Origin of the sequence: Paraburkholderia silviterrae, assembly GCF_004353915.1 — a bacterium.
Classification (GTDB): Bacteria; Pseudomonadota; Gammaproteobacteria; order Burkholderiales; family Burkholderiaceae; genus Paraburkholderia; species Paraburkholderia silviterrae.
The window spans coordinates 39983-57311 of record NZ_SMRP01000038.1 but is presented as its reverse complement, the minus strand read 5'-3'; the positions used below and the strand labels follow the sequence as shown (position 1 = coordinate 57311).

The 17329-nt window shown below is 65.8% G+C and carries 14 protein-coding genes; 4 read left to right on the top strand and 10 right to left on the bottom strand.

The features are described 5' to 3' along the window. Window positions 1-96: 96 nt before the first annotated feature. The 9 genes from EYW47_RS36520 to EYW47_RS36480 form a co-directional block, all read right to left on the bottom strand. On the bottom strand, window positions 97-1119 hold the full coding sequence (locus tag EYW47_RS36520; protein ID WP_133199668.1) for an Ldh family oxidoreductase: 1023 nt from the start codon (window positions 1117-1119) through the stop codon (window positions 97-99). Then, entirely contained in the window at window positions 1112-2704 is a 1593-nt protein-coding gene (locus tag EYW47_RS36515) for an aldehyde dehydrogenase (NADP(+)) (protein ID WP_133199667.1), read from the bottom strand. Before EYW47_RS36515 ends, EYW47_RS36520 begins: the two co-directional genes overlap by 8 nt. Before the next feature lie 182 nt (window positions 2705-2886). Next, window positions 2887-3807: a dihydrodipicolinate synthase family protein gene (locus EYW47_RS36510; protein ID WP_133199666.1), complete on the bottom strand. Its 921-nt coding sequence runs from the start codon at window positions 3805-3807 to the stop codon at window positions 2887-2889. 254 nt (window positions 3808-4061) lie between these two features. Next, window positions 4062-4835, bottom strand: coding sequence for an AraC family transcriptional regulator (locus EYW47_RS36505; protein ID WP_165976777.1), 774 nt, complete (start codon window positions 4833-4835; stop codon window positions 4062-4064). A 129-nt stretch (window positions 4836-4964) separates the two neighbouring features. Further along, a complete protein-coding gene (locus EYW47_RS36500) occupies window positions 4965-6233 on the bottom strand; it encodes an NAD(P)/FAD-dependent oxidoreductase (protein WP_133199665.1) in 1269 nt (422 codons plus the stop codon). Then, entirely contained in the window at window positions 6230-6496 is a 267-nt protein-coding gene (locus EYW47_RS36495) for a (2Fe-2S)-binding protein (RefSeq protein ID WP_133199664.1), read from the bottom strand. The genes EYW47_RS36500 and EYW47_RS36495 overlap by 4 nt, the downstream gene beginning before the upstream one ends. Continuing rightward, window positions 6489-7679: an NAD(P)/FAD-dependent oxidoreductase gene (locus EYW47_RS36490; RefSeq protein ID WP_133199663.1), complete on the bottom strand. Its 1191-nt coding sequence runs from the start codon at window positions 7677-7679 to the stop codon at window positions 6489-6491. Before EYW47_RS36490 ends, EYW47_RS36495 begins: the two co-directional genes overlap by 8 nt. Before the next feature lie 8 nt (window positions 7680-7687). Next, window positions 7688-8647 (bottom strand): 4-hydroxyproline epimerase, encoded by a 960-nt coding sequence (locus EYW47_RS36485; RefSeq protein WP_133199675.1) that lies wholly within the window; start codon window positions 8645-8647, stop codon window positions 7688-7690. 114 nt (window positions 8648-8761) lie between these two features. Continuing rightward, window positions 8762-9709, bottom strand: a complete 948-nt coding sequence (locus tag EYW47_RS36480; protein ID WP_133199662.1) for a DMT family transporter — start codon at window positions 9707-9709, stop codon at window positions 8762-8764. A 308-nt stretch (window positions 9710-10017) separates the two neighbouring features. Here EYW47_RS36480 and EYW47_RS36475 point away from each other — a divergent pair, with 308 nt between their 5' ends. Further along, a complete protein-coding gene (locus EYW47_RS36475) occupies window positions 10018-10536 on the top strand; it encodes a hypothetical protein (protein ID WP_133199661.1) in 519 nt (172 codons plus the stop codon). A 699-nt stretch (window positions 10537-11235) separates the two neighbouring features. Here the strand turns inward: EYW47_RS36475 and EYW47_RS36470 are convergent. Further along, complete coding sequence (locus EYW47_RS36470; protein ID WP_240764068.1) at window positions 11236-13476, bottom strand: TonB-dependent siderophore receptor; 2241 nt, start codon at window positions 13474-13476, stop codon at window positions 11236-11238. A gap of 549 nt (window positions 13477-14025) precedes the next feature. Here EYW47_RS36470 and EYW47_RS36465 point away from each other — a divergent pair. Genes EYW47_RS36465 through EYW47_RS36455 form a run of 3 tightly spaced genes read left to right on the top strand, consistent with a single transcriptional unit; the run spans window position 14026 to window position 17328 of the window. Beyond that, a complete protein-coding gene (locus EYW47_RS36465; RefSeq protein ID WP_133199660.1) occupies window positions 14026-15426 on the top strand; it encodes a lysine N(6)-hydroxylase/L-ornithine N(5)-oxygenase family protein in 1401 nt (466 codons plus the stop codon). Further along, on the top strand, window positions 15423-16694 hold the full coding sequence (locus EYW47_RS36460; protein ID WP_133199659.1) for an MFS transporter: 1272 nt from the start codon (window positions 15423-15425) through the stop codon (window positions 16692-16694). The genes EYW47_RS36465 and EYW47_RS36460 overlap by 4 nt, the downstream gene beginning before the upstream one ends. Then, a complete protein-coding gene (locus EYW47_RS36455; protein WP_133199658.1) occupies window positions 16684-17328 on the top strand; it encodes a GNAT family N-acetyltransferase in 645 nt (214 codons plus the stop codon). Before EYW47_RS36460 ends, EYW47_RS36455 begins: the two co-directional genes overlap by 11 nt. Window position 17329: the final 1 nt, after the last annotated feature.

The window sequence follows — 17329 nt, the reverse complement described above, 5'->3', positions numbered from 1 at the left end:
TGCCGCCCCGCACAGGGGCAACACTCATATACCGACATGAAAACAAGGAAAGGCCAACACCCAGCACCCAACACCCCCCCCCACCAAAAACAAATCTCACTCAAACAACTTCATAACATCATCATAAAGCGCCTGCGGAACCCTAACCCCATCACGCTCGCTGCGCTCACGCGCCTCGAACCTTCGCTGCGACGGCAAGCGCGCCCCTTGCCCAATCACCGCATCAAATAGCCGCTCGGCCCTTTCCTGCCCCGCCCCATAATCCGCGCCAAGAAACCGCCGCGGATCTATCGCGATCACCAACTCGCCATGGCAAGGACTCGCCCCCGCACCATCATCGAATGCCTGCGACTCCATGCTCGTGAGGTCGCCAATCAGCGCGCCCGCCAGCAACTCCACCATGGCCGCCAGCGCCGATCCCTTGTGACCGCCAAACGTCTGCATGGCGCCTTCGAGCGCGGCGCGCGCATCCGTGGTCGGCCTACCCTCACGATCGATCGCCCAATGCGAAGGAATGGGCTTGCCCTCGCGCGCATGCAATTCGATATCGCCGCGCGCGATCGCGCTGGTCGCGAAATCGAAGACGAACGGATGCCCATGCTCGCGCGGCCACGCGAACGCGATCGGGTTGGTGCCGAACACGCCACGCGTTCCGCCTGCCGGCGCGACCCAGCTATGACTCGGGTTCATCGCAAGGCCAACGAGGCCGTGCGCCGCGATTGCCTCCACCTCAGGCCATAGCGCCGAAAAATGGAAGCAACGGTTGATCGCCATCGCGGCAAGACCCTGCGTGCGGGCTTTTTCCGCTAGCACCGGCAAACCCGTCTCGAACGCCAGCAACGAAAATCCGTAATGCGCGTCCACGGCAAGCACGCCCGGCGACACGTCGCGCAAGGTGGGCTCAGCGCGCGGATCGACCTTGCCGCTGCGCACCGAGCGCACGCAGCCGAGCAGACGGTAGATGCCGTGCGAATGGCATTCGTCGCGCTGGCCCTGGGTGATGACGCGCGCGATCGCATCCGCGTGCGCACTCGACATGCCGTGATGCATGAGCGCCTTGCGCGCCAGCGCAAAAAGTCCGTCGAGCGAAAGCGTGACGCCTGCTGCTTGATTAGTCATCCCTATTTCCCTCCCGATGGATCACTCCATCCACGCGCCGTGTGAGGCCGAGCGGATTGCCCTCGCGCAGCGCCACGGGCAGCAAATCGTCCGGCAAATCCTGATACGAGACCGGGCGCAGGAATCGCTCGATGGCGCGGCTGCCCACCGAGGTCGTGCGCGCATCCGTGGTCGCCGGAAATGGCCCGCCGTGCACCATCGCATGCGCCACTTCCACGCCGGTGCCAAAACCGTTCGCCAGAATGCGGCCCGCCTTGCGTTCGAGCGTCGGCAGGAGCACGCGGCAGGCTTCGTGATCGGCGGACTCGAGATGCAGGGCCACCGTCAATTGGCCTTCGAGCGCCTTCAGCACGCCATGCAATTCCCCCAGGTCCTTGCAGCGCACGATGAGCGACGCCGGGCCGAACACTTCGTTGCGCAACGCCGGCTGTGCGAGGAACGCCTCGGCCGTGGTCGCAAAAAGCGCCGCCTGAGCGTCGAAGCGGCCGCCTTGCGCACCGCTCGCGAGCCGTTCCACGTTGGGATCCGCGGCGAGACGCTCGACGCCCTTGCAATAGTTCGCGTGAATGCCGGGCGTGAGCATCGTCGCTGCGCCGATGTTGGCGAGCGCGGCGCTCGCGGCCTGTTCGAACGTGCGCAAGGCCTCGCCTTGCACGGCCAGCACGAGACCCGGATTCGTGCAGAACTGTCCGGCGCCCAGCGTGAGCGAGGCGGCGAACTGCTGCGCGATCGCCGCGCCGCGCGCCGCCAGCGCGCCCGGCAGCAGCACCACGGGGTTGATCGAACTCATTTCCGCATAGACCGGCACCGGCTCGGGGCGCGCGTTCGCGATCTTCATGAGCGCCACGCCTGCCGCACGCGAGCCCGTGAAGCCCACCGCCTTGATGCGGTGATCGGCCACGAGCGCCTGGCCGATAGCGAGCCCGCCGTCGAACAGCATCGAGAACACGCCTTCGGGCAGGCCGCAGGCCTGCACTGCGCGCTGGATCGCCCGCCCCACGAGCTCCGAGGTGCCCGGATGCGCGCTATGCGCCTTCACGATCACGGGGCAGCCCGCCGCCAGCGCCGAAGCCGTATCGCCGCCCGCCACCGAAAATGCCAGCGGGAAGTTCGACGCGCCAAACACCGCCACCGGCCCGAGCGCGATGTTGCGCAACCTCAGGTCCACGCGCGGCAGCGGCTTGCGTTCGGGCTGCGCGGGATCGACACGCGCATCGATGAAATCGCCGTTGCGCAGCACCGCTGCAAAGAGCTTCAGTTGGCCGACCGTGCGCCCACGCTCGCCTTCGATACGCGCGCGCGGCAAGCCGGTTTCGGCCATGCAGCGTTCGATGAGCGCGTCGCCGATCGCATTGATCTGCTCTCCTATGGTTTCGAGGAAGGCCGCGCGTGCTTCCAGACTGGTTTCGCGGTACGCGTCGAAGGCGCTCTCCGCAAGCGCACAGGCACGCTCGAGATCTTGCTGCGTCGCGCCGCCGAATGCCGGCTCGAGCGCCTCGCCCGTGCGGGCGTCGACGCCATGGAATGCGCCGTTCGTGCCTCGCACGTTTGCCGCGCCGATCAGCGACTGGCCGGTCAAGGTCATGTTGCCCCCTGCAAAAAACAACCGGGCCAGCAAGGCCCGGTTTCAAATCGAATGGGAATCCGGCGGCGCGAATGGCCAATGGCCTGGCGCCGGATGGGGAACTGCGGTGAGACTGATCGTGGTCGCAGCGGGATGGGCGCCGCCGCACAGATTGCGCCGCGCGGCGTGCGAGGGATCAGGCTTTACAGACCCACGTCGGGCAGTTGCGGGCGCGTCGCGAGCGCCTTCTCCACCACCGCCTTCACGTGCGCGAGCGCTTCGCCTTCCAGCGCGAGGCGCGGCGGACGCGTGAGCGCGCTGCCACGGCCCACGAGTTCTTCGCACAGCTTGATGCACTGCACGAGGTCCGGGCGCGCATCGAGGTGCAGCAGCGGCATGAACCAGTGATAGAGCGCGAGCGCCTCTTCGAAACGCTTTTGCTTCGCGAGGCGGAACAGCGTCTCGCCTTCCTTCGGGAACACGTTCGACATGCCCGAGACCCAGCCCTGCGCGCCCACGGCAATGCTCTCGAGCACCACGTCGTCGAGGCCCGCGAACAGCACGAAGCGGTCGCCCACGGCGTTGCGCAGGTCGATGAAGCGGCGCGTGTCGCCCGAGGAGTCCTTGAAGCAGACGATATTTTCGCAATCCTGAATAGCGATCAGCACGTCGGGCGTGACGTCGTTCTTGTAGATCGGCGGGTTGTTGTAGACCATCACCGGCAGGTCGGTGCTCGACGCCACCGCGCGAAAGTGCGCGGCCGTCTCGTGCGGCTTGGCGGAGTACACGAGCGCCGGCATCACCATCACGCCGTCCACGCCCACGCGCTGCGCTTCGCGCACGGTCTGGCGCGCGAATTCGGTGGTGAACTCGGCCACGCCCGCGATCACCGGCACCTTGCCGCCCGCCGCGTCGCGCGCGGCTTCGATCACAGCCAGCTTTTCGCTGGTGTTCAGCGAGGTGTTCTCGCCCACCGTGCCGCACACCACGAGGCCCGACACGCCGTCCTTGACGAGATTGCTCACCACCCGGTGAGTCGCATCGATATCGACCGAGAAGTCCGGCTTGAACTGGGTGCTGACGGCGGGAAACACCCCGCTCCATTGGATCGCGTTGCGGCTCACGGTGACAATCTCCTTCGTTGAATGAATCGCGCCAACACGGTGTGGCGATGTGAAGAAGTATCGCTTTCCAGCGTGCGTAAAGCTTGGGGGCTTTCGCGACTCAAAAAGACGAAATCGGCACAATCAGGCGTGTCGGCACGAACGCGCGCGACGCATGTGCGAACGGTATCCGGGACAACCCCTGGATAGGCGCGCGCGAATCTTGCTTCCGCAGAGCGCTTGCGGCCCGCGAGCCTGCGCGCCAGCGCGACCGGTCAATCCGCGTCGCCGGGTTGGGGATGCAGCACCGCGCGATATTGACTCGGCGTCAGGCCCACGGTGGCCTTGAACTGACGCGTAAATGCGCTGTGATCGTTATAGCCGCAGCGCGTGGCGATGTCGGTAATGCTGAGCTCGCCCGCCAGCAGCTCGGAGGCGGCGTCGAGCCGCGTCTTCAGCAGCATCTGGCGCGGCGTGAGGTGGAAGATCTTGTGGAAGTAGCGCTCGATCTGCGCCACCGACATGTCGATGAGCGTGGCCAGATGCGAAAGCTTGAGCGGCTGCGCGTAGTTGTCCTGGATGTACTTCGCGGCGATGGCGAGGCGCTGATACGCGGGGTGCGTGCCCTCGGCCGCCTGCAGGTCGCGCGAGATGCCGGCCACGCCCAGCACGCGCCCTTGCGCGTCGTGCAGCGGGACTTTCGAGGTGAGGCACCAGCCCGGCTGGCGCCCCGGGTAGAGATGCAGTTCGAGCTGGTCGATGAGCCGGCTGTTCAGGCGCACGACGGCTTCGTCCTGCTCCGTGTAGATGCGGCCGAAGCGCCTCGGGAAAACTTCCTCGGCGGTCTTGCCGAGCAGCGCGCGCTTGTCCTTGAAGCCGCAGCGCGCGGCGAGCGTGGCGTTGGCGATCACATAGCGCGCCTCATGGTCCTTCACGAAGAAGACCACATCGGGCATCGCGTCGAAGAGCGGCTCCAGCAGCGAGAAGTGCGCCACCATCTGCGGCAGCGTGGTGTGTTCGTTGGCGGTGGGCAGAACCAGATCGGGCATCGCGAGGCATGACGAGTCGGAATCGGCTCGATTATGCCCTTGACATGCGTAGTTGCGCAGCCGCGAAAGAAAATCGGGCGGCGGAGTTTCCGCGCCGCCCGCTGTCTGTGCAAATGCACAGGCCCTGCGTTATGCCGCGCCCTCTACTTCGAGCAAAGTGCCGATACGCGCGGGCGAGAACGGCGGGCGCTGGCCGTTGCGCGGCCACCCAAAGCAGAATGCCGCCGCTTCGCCGCAGATCTTGCCCTGGCACGGCCCCATGCCGCAGCGCGTCTGCAGCTTCGCATCGCGCCATGAGCGATACTGCGCGGCGTCGCCGAAGCGCACGTCCTCGCAACGGCACAGCACCGTATCCGGCGCGGCGAGCGTGCGCAATTGCGGATCGAGCGCGAAGGCTTCGTGCATACGCCCGGCAAAGCGCCGATAGCGCGCGCGTTGTGCGAACAGAGCGCGTGCCTGCGCATCCTCGCCGAGCGCCGCGTGCGCCGCGATGCGGCCTTCCACGGCCGCCAGCTCCATGCCGCCCACGCCCGTGCATTCGCCCGCCGCATAGACATCGGGCAGCGACGTGGCCTGCACGTCGTCCACGGCGATGGCAGCCACGCCCTGCGATTCGTCGATCCCGCACCCGAGCGCGGCGCCCACGAGCGTATTCGGCACGAGCCCAAAAGCACAGGCAAGGCGGTCGCAGTCGATGCGCATTTCCCCGCTTCCCGTGCGAACCCGCACGTGCGTCACCTGCGTCTCGCCGCCCGCCGCCATCACGTGCGCGCCGCACAGGTACGGCGTGGCGCGCAAATCGAAGCGCATGCGCAGCGCCTGCACGAGCTTCGCGGGCGTCGCCACGAGCCCGGCCGCGAACTGGCGCACCGCATGCGGCGGCGCCTGCTCGACGATCGCCGCCACGTGCGCGCCATGCTCGCGCGCCGTGACGGCGGCGGCCCAGAGGAGCGGCCCCGTCCCCGCGATTACGATGCGTTCGCCGCGCACGGGCATGCCGCCCTTCACTAGCGCCTGGAGACCGCCCGCGCCCGTGACGCCCGGCAGCGTCCAGCCCGGATACGGCAGGAAACGCTCGCGCGCGCCCGTTGCCACGATGAGCTTGCCGTAGTCGACCGTATAGCCGCACGCCGCATCTTCAACCAGCAGCTGGCGCGCGCCGGTGGCCTGCACGACGCGGGTGCCGCTCATGTGCGAGACATTGGGTAGTTTCGCGAGCGCCTCGATGGCCTCGCGCGCGCGGCCGGCCGGCCGATGCTGCGGGCCCTGGCGCCAGATCTGGCCGCCCGGCAAGGCGTTGTCGTCGACGATGCCGACCCGCGCGCCCGCGTGCGCCGCCACGCGCGCCGCATTGAGTCCCGCTGGGCCCGCGCCGATAATCAGGATATCGAAATTCATTCGCTGGCTCTCCCCGTGACCACTTGCATGCCATCCACGCACAGGGTCTGGCAGGCCAGCCGATGCCGCACACCGTCGATCGTCACGCGACACTCCTGGCACACGCCCATGCCGCACAGCGGCCCGCGCAAGGCACCGCTCACGGAGCGGCGCGTGACTAAACCCGCGTGACTAGTTGCCAGCGCAACGGCTGCCACAACCGAGCTACCGTGCGCCACGCTGACGCTGCGGCCATCCACGTTGAGCGTGATCGTCTCAGACATGCGTGGCTCCCGTCGACGCGCCACGCGTGGCAGCCGGTGCCGCCGCATGTGTCGAAAAGCGCGCCGGCAAGTACGGGCTCGCGTCGATCCGCAATGCGTCCGGCACGCCGAGCATCTGCGCGGCGATCAGCTTGCCCGTGGCCAGCGCAGTGGTCACGCCTAGCCCCTCGTGCCCCGTTGCGAGCCACGTCGAGCGGTGGCAGGCGTCGCCGGCAAACTGCGCGGCGGGGCCGATGAGCGGCAGGCCGTCGGTGGTTGCGGGCCGGAAGCCCGTCCATGCGCGAATCGCATTGAGCGACGGCAGCTCCGGCAGATACTCGGCGGCCCGGCGCAGCATGCGCGCGAGGATGGCCGGCTCCACGGCGGGGTCGAGGCTGTCGAACTGGCGCGACGAGCCGATCAGCAGTTGCCCCGTGGGCCGCGGCTGCACGTTGAACGCCACCGAAGTGCCGGTCGCGTTGTGCGCGCTCTTGATATAGCCGAGCTCGAGCACCTGGTGGCGCACCGTGCCCGGGTAGCGGTCCGTGATGAGCAGATGTCCCTTCTTTGCCTGCATCGGCAGGCCGGGCAGGAGCTCGGCGGCCTGCAGGCCGCTGGCGATCAGCACGGCGCCTGCCGCAAGCGTCTGACCATCGGCCAGCACCACACCCGCGCGGTCCACGCGCGCGACTTGCGTCTGAAGCCTGCACGTCATGCGCCCTTTCACCGGCTGCGCAAGCAGCCACGCGGCGACAGCGGGCGCGTAGACCACGCCGTCGTCGGGAATCACCATGCCGCCTCGCAAATCGTGGCGCAATGCGGGCTCCGCCTCGCGCACCTGTTGCGCGTCCAGCATCGAGCACGCCACACCCTGGCTCGCGAGCGCCTGCTGGCGCGTTTGCGCGAGTGCCCATTCGTCGTCGTCGGCGGCCACCCACAGCGTGCCACAGCGCACGAAGGCCTCGCGCTCACCCAGGCGCGGCGCGAGATCGAGCCACAGCTCGCGCGACCACGCCGAAAGCGCGAACTCCGCGGGCGAATCGTCCATCACCACGAGGTGCCCCATGCCCGCCGCGCTCACGCCGCCGCCCACGCCCGCGCGTTCGAGCACGAGCACGTCGGCGCCGTGCTGCGCGAGCTCATACGCGCACGCCGCGCCCACGATGCCCGCGCCCACCACGATCACATCGGGACAGGAAGCCATCGCCTTCGTCACGCGCAAATGCCCCAGGCGAAGGGATCGTCGTCGCTGAAGATCAGTTTGGACTCGGCACTCAAGTGCGCCGTGCCGCGAATGCTCGGGCGCACGTAGCCGGGTGCGAGGTCCGCGCCGGTTTCGTATTGCGCCTCGAACACGCTGCCAACGATGCTCTCCTGGCGCCATTTCGCGCCCGGCGCGAGCAGGCCGTCGGCCGCGAGGCACGCGACTTTCGCGCTCGTGCCCGTGCCGCACGGCGAGCGGTCGTAGGCCTTGCCGGGGCACAGCACGAAGTTGCGGCTGTCAACGCCGGCCTTGTCGGAATCGGCGAACAGCTCGATATGGTCGATCAGCGCGCCGCCTTCGCCCGTGATGCCGTTGGCTTCGAGCGCCTGGCGGATGGCCCACGACGTTTGCGTGAGCGACTCCACATTGGCGAATTCGAGCTGCTGACCGTGATCGGAGACGAGGAAGAACCAGTTGCCGCCCCAGGCGATGTCGCCATGGATGCGCCCGAGGCCGGGCACGTCGAGCGGCACGCCCTGGCGATAGCGGTACGCGGGCACGTTGCGCACCGTCACGCTGTGGTCCGCGTGCAATTCGGCCTCGACTTCGCCCACGGGTGTTTCGATGCGGTGCACGCCCGGCGCGATGCGCCCCAGATGCGCGAGCGACACGATCAGGCCGATCGTGCCGTGCCCGCACATGCCGAGAAAGCCCACGTTGTTGAAGAAGATCACGCCCGCCGAGCAGCCCGGGTCGTGCGGCTCGCACAACAGCGCACCGACCATCACGTCCGAGCCGCGCGGCTCGTTCACGATGCCGGCGCGCATGCGGTCGAAGTCGCGGCGGAAGATTTCGAGCCGCTCACTGAGCGGGCCGCGGCCCAGCTCGGGGCCGCCTTCGGTCACGAGCCGCGTGGGCTCGCCGCCGGTATGGGAGTCGATTACGGTGAGGGTTTTCATGCCGACAATCGTAGGTCTCGCCCGTCTGGCCGTCTTGTTCGAACGGCTCAACGGCAATGACGATTTCGGCATAGCGCGTACCGGACCTGCCCACGCTCCCCCGGGTATTCCCGGCCACAAGGCTCAGATGCCCGCACCGCCCTCCGCGCGGGCGCCGCGCACGAACAGCTGGCGCAGCCACGCCTGGCCGTTCACGATCAAAAGACCCACTAGCACGAGTGCCGAGCCCGCGAGAAAGGCGGCGTCGACCTGTTCGTGCAGCAGCAGCACGCCCATCGCCACGCCGAAGAGCGGCGTCATGAACGAAAGCACGCCAAGGCGCGCCGCAAAGTAGCGCCGCAGCAGCCAGAACCAGACGAGGTAGCTCACGAAAGCCACCACGGTGGTCTGGAAGACGAGGCTCACGAGCGCGAGCGGCGTGCCGTGAAACGTGGTCTGGCCGGTGGCGAACGCAAACGGCACCAGCAGGACGAAGGCGCACGCGAGCTGATAAAAGAGCGTCTGCGTGGCGGGCGCCTCGCTCAAGCGGGTGGTGCGCACGACCACCGTGGTCATGCCCCACGCCGCGCCGCCGCACAGGGCCATGAAATCACCAAGCAGCCAGTTGGCGCCCGCCGCGCGGCCCCCGCCCACGAGCGCCGGGCCGAGAAACGCGACGGCGACGCCCGCGAACGCGAGGCCGATGCCGGCCCACTGGAGGCGGGCGAGACGCTCGTCGGGCAGCTTCAGATGCAGGCCGATGGCCGCGAACATGGGCGCGGTGTAGAGCAGCACGGCCACGTGCGAGGCGTTGGTCCAGCGCAGCGCTTCGGCCACGAACAGGAATTCGAACGCGAACAGCACGCCCACCACGAGCCCGGAGCGCAACGCGACGCCGGGCAGCCAGCGCTCGCGCGCAATCAGCCGGTTGAACAGCCAGACGAGCACCGCCGCGCCGCCCGAGCGCACGCCCACCTGCATCATGGGCGTGATGTCGCCCGCCACCGACTTGATCGCCACCTGCTGAAAACCCCAGATCAGGCACAGCGTCACCATGATGGCGATTGCCGCGCCATCCACATGCTTTCTCATTCCGGCCCCGCCGAGTTTCATTCTTGACCGGCGTAGTATTCCCGCGTCACGTTCAAGTCATATAGCTCAAAACTGACAACCGATAGCGACAGACCGCCAGTGATGCAACTGCGCGCCACGTTGTTCGTGCGCCAATTGCCCTATGTGCGCGCCCGCATAGATTTGCACGGCACGTCGTGATTGACTGTCTAAAATGTTTGAGATGTGAGATGGCAATTGCAGCCGCCCAGGCGGTCGGTCCGGACATAACATCCGGTAGCGTGACGTTTCCATTCCTTACCTGCGCGGCCCGCATTGGAGGCATGTCCATGGCGTGCCTGAACGAAAGGATTGTCGGCGCAATATGTCTCCTGCTGAGCGGGTATGCGCTCGCGGACGGCCCGCTCGGGGACGCGCCAGAAGAGATGACGGTCGCGAGTATCGCGCCCGCACCCATGGAGATCGTCCCGTCCATTCCTGGGCCTCAAACCTGGTTGCAGCGTTATGAGTTCCAGTATCAGGCGCAACAGCACGCCCCCTTCGATACGCAACTGACGAACTTCTATAGTGCCCAGGTCACCCATGACTTCCGGCTCGGCGCCGGGAAAGCGCCTCCAACGCCAGGCGTGGCGCAGCAGCAGACCTCAAGCGATCTCCATCTGGGCGGGCCGCCTGCGCCGGCACTCGCGATCACCCAGTTGCCGGACACCATTTTGACGATTGGTGCGCAACCCCAGCGGCGGCTCTCGCTGACCGTCGACGAATGGGTGTTTTCCGCCACGGCGCGCGTCGCGATTCTGCATTCGCATAGCACGGGCGCTACGATTGCCGTTCGGCGCGGCTTTTGAGGGGAGGTTTTTTTGGGCCTGGTCGGCCCGGTGTCGGGCGCTCAGTTTACTGCTGGTTGCTGGTTTTGAGTGTTGGCCTTTCCTTGATTTCATGTCGGTCTATTGGCGTTACCCCTGTGCGGGGCGGCACCTACTTTTCTTTGCAGCGGCAAAGAAAAGTAGGCAAAAGAAAGCCGCTCAAACCGCCAGTGTGACGCAGTGGACCACTAACCTTATATCGAAGTGGCTCCGGGGCGTCTGTCACCACTCGCCGTCCGCCGGAGTGACTAAGGGCTCATTCATCCGGCGGCGCTCCGCGCGCCGTGGGGCATAACCAAAACCGGTTGGGCGCACGCGTTTTAGTAGGAATCCAGTGTATTTGCTCGGCACTACTATCGCGCATTCGCCCGCAGCACGCGCGGTTTTCCTTGCATACCCTTCCGCCCGCGCGTAGCGCGCGGCGGGACGGATGAGCCCCTTGTCACTAACGCGGAGTGTGCGAGGTGACGGATGCCCCGGAGCCACTCTGATTTACAGGGCAGTGGGGGACAGCGTCACACTGGCGGTGTGAGCCGCTTTCTTTTGCCTACTTTTCTTTGCGGCTGCAAAGAAAAGTAGGTGCCGCCCCGCACAGGGGCAACACTAATATACCTACATGAAAACAAGGAAAGGCCCACGCGCCCAGCGCCCCACCCAAACTCCATCCCTCCCCACCCTCACTTAAAAATCAATCTTCGCATTCAAGCTCACGGTACGCGGATCGCCCGGCGCGATATAGTTATCGTACTGGAACATCCAGTACCGGCGATTCGTAATGTTATCGATAGCGGCACGCAGCGTCACATCATGCCCACCAATGCGCGTCACATAGTTCGCACCCACATTCACGAGCATATAGCCGCCTGTCTCCAGGTTACCGGCCGGACGCACTTCGGTGTTACCCGTGTACTTCGCGTCAGCGCCCAACCGCAGGCCCGGCACAAACGGCACGTCGTAGGTCACACGCCCCGCCGCCACGAACTGCGGCGCACCAGCCACGCGCTGGCCGTTATACTGCTGCCCCTTCGCGTACCACGTATCGAGCAGCATGACGTCGCCCGATACCTGCCAGCTGCGCCCAAGGCTCACGCTGCCGCCCGCCTCGATACCTTCATAAATCGAATCGCCATCCTGCGTAAGCACGTTCTGGCTGTTCGCGTAACTCGCGCCGCGCTCGATGCGGAACAGCGCCGCGTTCGCGCTCCAGCGCGCGTGCTCGCTCTTGATGCCAACTTCGTACTGGCGCGAGCGCAGCGGGCGCAGCACCGACCCGCCATTCGCATAGATATCCGAAACGATCTGCCCCGGCTCAAGCGACTCCACATAGCTCGCATAGAGCGTGGTTTGCGGCTCGAGCTTGTACATGAGCGCGAAGGTTGGCGTGACAACGCCGTTCTGCCCATACGCCGACGTGGTCGCCCCGGACTCCGCAAAGGACTCCTGATCGTAATTCGTATAACGAAGGCCCGCGAGCACCGACCAGCGGCTCGTTAGCTCCACCGTGTCGCTCACGAACAGCGACTTCTGGTTGATCTCGCTCGCGCGGTACTTCTGCAGGCCGCTGCCCGAGTAGTAGCGAAACGGGTTGGGCTCGTAAAGATTGCCCTCGCCGAGCTTCATCATGACCGTGCCCGCCGCCGTGCCGTAGTCGTTGGTCTGACGCTGCACCGCCGCGCCGAACACCAGTTGATGCGTGAGCGGCCCGGTCTTCACCTTGCCTTCGAAGGTGCCCTGCCAGTAGATGTCCTGATGGCCTTCGTCACCGTTCCAGCGGTTGTCGGTGTAATTGCCCGCCTGGTCGAGCAGCGTGAGCGTGCTCTCGTTGCGGTCGCGCGTCGACTTGCTGTAGCTCGCCGAGGTATTGAAGGTCCAGTCCGGCGCAATCTGGTATTTGACGCCGGCCGTGTAGAGCTGCAGGTTGGTGTTCAGATGCTGGTCGGTGCCGGCGAGCGAGTTGGTGCCGCCGCTGATCGTCGCGGGCAGGCTCGAGGCCGTGTAGCTGCCGGTGTAGATGGCCGGCGTCTGTCCGCTCGAACGGCTTTGCTGATAGATCGCGTTGAAGTAGACCTGCAGGTCGCGCGTGAGCTGCCCGTCGAGCGCGAGCGCCAGCGAGTTGCGGTTGATGTCGCCCGCGTTGTAGGTCTTGCCCGCCTCGTGCGTGTAGTTGATGCGCGCGCCGAACATGCCATCGGGGCCGAAGCGGCGGCTCAGGTCGACGTGCTGGGAGAGCACGCCATCCATCCGATAGCCGAGGTCGAGGCTCGTGACCGGATCCTTTTCCGGCTTCTTCGTGACGTAATTGACCACGCCGCCCGGCTGCGCGAAGCCGTACATGAAGCCGCCGAGGCCCTTGAGCAGCTCGACGCGCTCCAGATTCTCGTAGGGCATGGTGATGCCGTACGAAATGAACGGATTGCCGTCGATGCGAAAGCCGTTCTGCCAGTCGATGGGCAGGCCGCGTATCGTGATGTAGGTCGCCCACGCGCTATAGGCGTTGCTGTTGTCCGTGACCGAGGCGTCGCCGGCAAACACGTCGCCGAGCTTGTTCGCCTGGCGGTCGGCGAGATCCTCGCCCGTGACCACCGTGGTCGAGAACGGTGTGTCGAGCTGCGAGCGCGTGCCGAGCGCGCCGTTCGAAACCGGCGTTTCCAGATGCAACGGCGAGTCGGTCTCGGCGGCGGCGCTCACCTTCACGGCGGGCAGCGACTGCTCGGCGGCCGACGATGCCGTGCCTGAGGCGGTCCCAGCGGGGGTCGCGGCGCTCGCGCCACTCGTGGGCTTCGCCTGCGCAGCGGCGCCCTCGCCGGCTGAGGCTTGGGCAAAGGCGGACTGGGCCGCGGCGGCAAACGCAAGCCAGGCGGCAATCCGCACTGGACGGTGGAGCCTGCGCCCCGTATGGCGTGTGGTGTGTTGGTTCTTCATATCGGCCAGAGTTGGGGGGCGCCTCTCGCCCCGAAATATAAATACGACTCATTCTCATTACGTATCGGGCGGCATCTTAGCAAAGCCTTTCGCCTTTTGAAAGCGTCTCGCATCAGTTCGTCAGGTTGACTTGCCCAGCGTCGTGTCAATCTCCCCGACAGCCGCAGGGTCTTTCATATGAAGATTTTTCATAAAAAAGCGACCGAAGGCGCTTCATGGGCACGCACCGGGCACAGTGCGGTCGATCCCGCTCGCGAGCCGGTGCGCTGGGGCTTTCCGGACCCTGTTCGGTGATCGGGCTTCATGCCTGCTGGATCAACCAACTCGTTCGTCATCCTCAAGATGTCGCGTTTCGTCCTTGCCATGTGCGATCGAGTTTTCTATGATCCACAAACACGAATCGTTCTCATTTACATCGTTCAGACGCCGGTTCGGGCAGACGTTTCCTGCGCCCGTGCCTTGTGTCGCCTTTGTGACTGTCCTTCCCGTCTTCGTCCATCGATGAGGTACCTCAACATGGTCCTGTCCGGCCCGAGTGAAAGCTCAATCATGAGTACACCTAATGTCAAATCGAAAGCCCATTCACGGCCCGCGCCAGGCTCCGGCGTGCTCGACTTCATCGCGATCGGCCTCGGGCCGTTCAACCTGAGTCTCGCGTGTCTTGCCGAGCCGATCCGCGACCTGCGCGGTCTGTTCCTCGAACGCAACGAGGACTTCGACTGGCATCCCGGCATGCTGATCGACGACACCACGCTGCAAAACCCCTTTCTCGCGGACCTCGTGAGTCTCGCCGACCCGAAAAGCCCGTTCAGCTTCCTCAATTACTGCAAGCAGGAAGGCAAGCTCTACGCGTACTACATTCGCGAGCGCTTCTATCTGAGCCGCGCCGAATACAACCGCTACTGCAAATGGGCGATCCGCCAGCTTTCGAGCATCGCGTTCAGCTCGCAGGTGGAGCGCGTGGAATACGTGGAGCGCACGGCGGGTGACGGCGGCGAAGGTCATTACGTCGTGAGCGGACGTCACGTGCGGACCGGTGCGCCGTTCGTGCATCGCGCGGCGCGTCTCGTGATCGGCGTGGGCTCGGTGCCTCAGTTGCCGCCGTGCTGCGAAGAGGCGCGCGAACACTGCATTCATAGCGCGCACTATGTGGCCCGCAAGCGGGAGCTGCAAAAGAAGCGTTCGATTGCCGTGATCGGCAGTGGCCAGAGCGCCGCCGAGATTTTCTACGATCTGCTCAAAGAGTGCGACGAGCACGACTATGCGCTCACATGGATCACGCGCTCGCCGCGCTTCTTCCAGATGGAGAACACCAAGCTCACGCTGGAGATGATCTCGCCCGACTACATCGACTACTTCTACAACCTGCCGGACAATGTGCGCGAGGGCATCATCGCGAGGCAGGACAGCCTCTACAAGGGCGTGAACGCCTCGCTCATCAACCAGATCTACGACCTGCTCGACGACCGGCGCAGCCGCGCGGGCCGCGGTGGAAGTCCCGCGCGGCTCATCACCAATTCGGAACTCACAGGCTGCCATTACGACCGCAACGAGGCGCGTTTCCAGTTGCGCTTCGTGCAGCGCGACGAAGGCGTGCAGTACACGCATGCGACCGACGGCGCGATCTTCGCAACCGGTTATGGCCAGAACGTGCCCGGTTTCATCGACGGCATACGCGAGCGCATCCGCTGGGACGACAAGGGCCGTTATCGTCTCTCGCGCAACTACGCAATCGACGTGAACGAACGCGACATCTTCGTGCAGAACGCCGGGCTGTACAGCCACGGCCTCACCAATCCCGACCTGGGCATGAGCTGCTACCGCAACTCCTGCATTCTGCGCGAGCTGACCGGCGAGGAGCACTACAAGATCGAGCGGCGCATCGCGCTGCAGGACTTCTCGGTGCCCGATACGGATGCCTTCGTGAAAGCGCCGCTGGAGACGCAATGAATCTGCGCAATACCATCATCCTGATGACGACCTTCGCCGTCGTCAGCGACGCGATCCTGATCCCGTTCTATCCGCAGTTCTTCGCCGCGCGCTACGGCGTGACGAGCCCCGTGCACGCGGGCGCATACGTGGCGTGCATCTCCATCGCCGTGATGCTCACGCTGCCCGTCTGGGCACGCGCTGCAAAGCGCCTCGACGCCATGCATCTGCTCGTCTACACGCAATGCGCGGCAGGCGTGCTCTCGGTCGCAAGCTATTTCGCGTCCACGGTGCCGCTCTTCTGGGCGCTCTCGCTCGCGATGTTCATGTGCAAGAGCAGCTATCTGCTGATGTACCCGTACATGATGCGGCTCGAAGCGAAGGCATCGCATGCGCACACCATCGGCGTGCTTTCGGTGGTCGTGCATTTCGGCGCGATTGCGGGCGCCGTGGCGGGCGGCCTGGTCATGCAGGTATGGGACGCGCATCACTGCATCTTCGCGATGGCCGCCGGCGATTTCGTGCAGATGGCGATCTGCATGCACCTGATCCGTACGCATCGCATCGCGCGGCGCTGCCGCTTCTGGGTCAATGATGCCGATGATGCCGAGGCGCATGCGCTCCGCCCCAGCCTGCGCGAGCGCATGCCGATCCTGCGGCTCGCGCTGCTCATGCTCGCGTTCGACTTCTGCGTGTATCTGATCCGGCCGTTCATGTCGTCGTACTGGCAAGACGTAACCGGCTCGTCGAGCGAGCTCGCCTCCGGCCTCGTCTTTGCGATTCCCGGCATGGTCGCGCTGGCCGCGCTGCGCATCAACAAGCGCATTGCCGCGCGTGGCAAGCGGCTGCCCAATCACATGACCGCGAACCTGCTGCTGTGCACCGCGGGCATGCTGCTGCAAGGCGTGGAGGCGCCGCTCGCTATCGTCGCGGGCCGGGTGATATTCGGCTGGGCGCTCTTCCAGATCGTCGTGAAGCTCGACGTGACGATGTTCGCGCTCAGCACGCCGGTCTCCTATGCCGCCGATTACAGCGTCATCAACTTCTTCCAGAACCTGGGCGTGCTGCTCGCTTCGTTCGCGGCGGGCGCGATCGTCGATACGACCGGACTGCGCGCGCCGTTCTTCATCGCCTCGGCGGGCCTCCTGATCACCGCGTGGCTGGCCGCCTGGCTGCTCGAGCGCCCGCGCGCCGGTACGTCCGACGTGTCCGATCCAGCACGCCGGGCCGCCGAATGCGCCCCTTCCCGCGACCTCACCGACTCAGGAGTCACCGCCCGTGCGAACTGACATCGTTGCCGAAGAAATCGCGCTGCATTCAGCGCTGCCGCGCGCCGCCAGCCGCGTGCCCACCGCTTCCCGCGTGCGCCGCGAAACGCACTGCGCCAGCCTCGACGCCTTCCAGATCCGCCCGCTCGAGCCGGAGCGCGACGCGCCCACGCTCCAGCGCTGGTTCGCCGAAGAACGCGCCGCGTTCTGGAACATGCGCGAGAAGAGCGTGCGTGAAGTGGCCGCGTTCTATCGTGCCATCGAAGACTCGGGGCACGCGCGGGCCTGGCTCGGCCTGCGGCACGGCGCGCCCGCGTTCCTCTTCGAGAGCTACGACCCGGCGCACGACGAAGCCGGCGAGCACTACGCGGTGCGCGCGGGCGATCTAGGCATGCACCTCTTCGTGGGGCCGGCCAGGACGCCCGAGCCCGGCTACACACGCCTCGTGTTCCGCACGCTCATGACGTTCCTGTTCGAGCAATTGAGCGCCGAGCGCATTGTCGTGGAACCCGATGCACGCAACACCCGCATTCATGCGCTCAATCGTGCAATGGGCTTCGTCTACGCGAAAGACGTGCCGTTCCGCGAAAAGACTGCTTCGCTCGCATTCTGCACGCGGGCCGATTTTTACGCCGCCATTCAACAGGACTTCTAAA

Bases quoted from the DNA above. Each gene is read 5' to 3' on its own strand.
- EYW47_RS36520 (WP_133199668.1), bottom strand. From the start codon at position 1,119: ATGACTAATCAAGCAGCAGGCGTCACGCTTTCGCTCGACGGACTTTTT.
- EYW47_RS36490 (WP_133199663.1), bottom strand. From the start codon at position 7,679: ATGGCTTCCTGTCCCGATGTGATCGTGGTGGGCGCGGGCATCGTGGGC.
- EYW47_RS36470 (WP_240764068.1), bottom strand. From the start codon at position 13,476: ATGAAGAACCAACACACCACACGCCATACGGGGCGCAGGCTCCACCGT.
- EYW47_RS36515 (WP_133199667.1), bottom strand. From the start codon at position 2,704: ATGACCTTGACCGGCCAGTCGCTGATCGGCGCGGCAAACGTGCGAGGC.
- EYW47_RS36460 (WP_133199659.1), top strand. From the start codon at position 15,423: ATGAATCTGCGCAATACCATCATCCTGATGACGACCTTCGCCGTCGTC.
- EYW47_RS36475 (WP_133199661.1), top strand. From the start codon at position 10,018: ATGGCGTGCCTGAACGAAAGGATTGTCGGCGCAATATGTCTCCTGCTG.
- EYW47_RS36480 (WP_133199662.1), bottom strand. From the start codon at position 9,709: ATGAGAAAGCATGTGGATGGCGCGGCAATCGCCATCATGGTGACGCTG.
- EYW47_RS36500 (WP_133199665.1), bottom strand. From the start codon at position 6,233: ATGAATTTCGATATCCTGATTATCGGCGCGGGCCCAGCGGGACTCAAT.
- EYW47_RS36505 (WP_165976777.1), bottom strand. From the start codon at position 4,835: ATGCCCGATCTGGTTCTGCCCACCGCCAACGAACACACCACGCTGCCG.
- EYW47_RS36495 (WP_133199664.1), bottom strand. From the start codon at position 6,496: ATGTCTGAGACGATCACGCTCAACGTGGATGGCCGCAGCGTCAGCGTG.
- EYW47_RS36465 (WP_133199660.1), top strand. From the start codon at position 14,026: ATGAGTACACCTAATGTCAAATCGAAAGCCCATTCACGGCCCGCGCCA.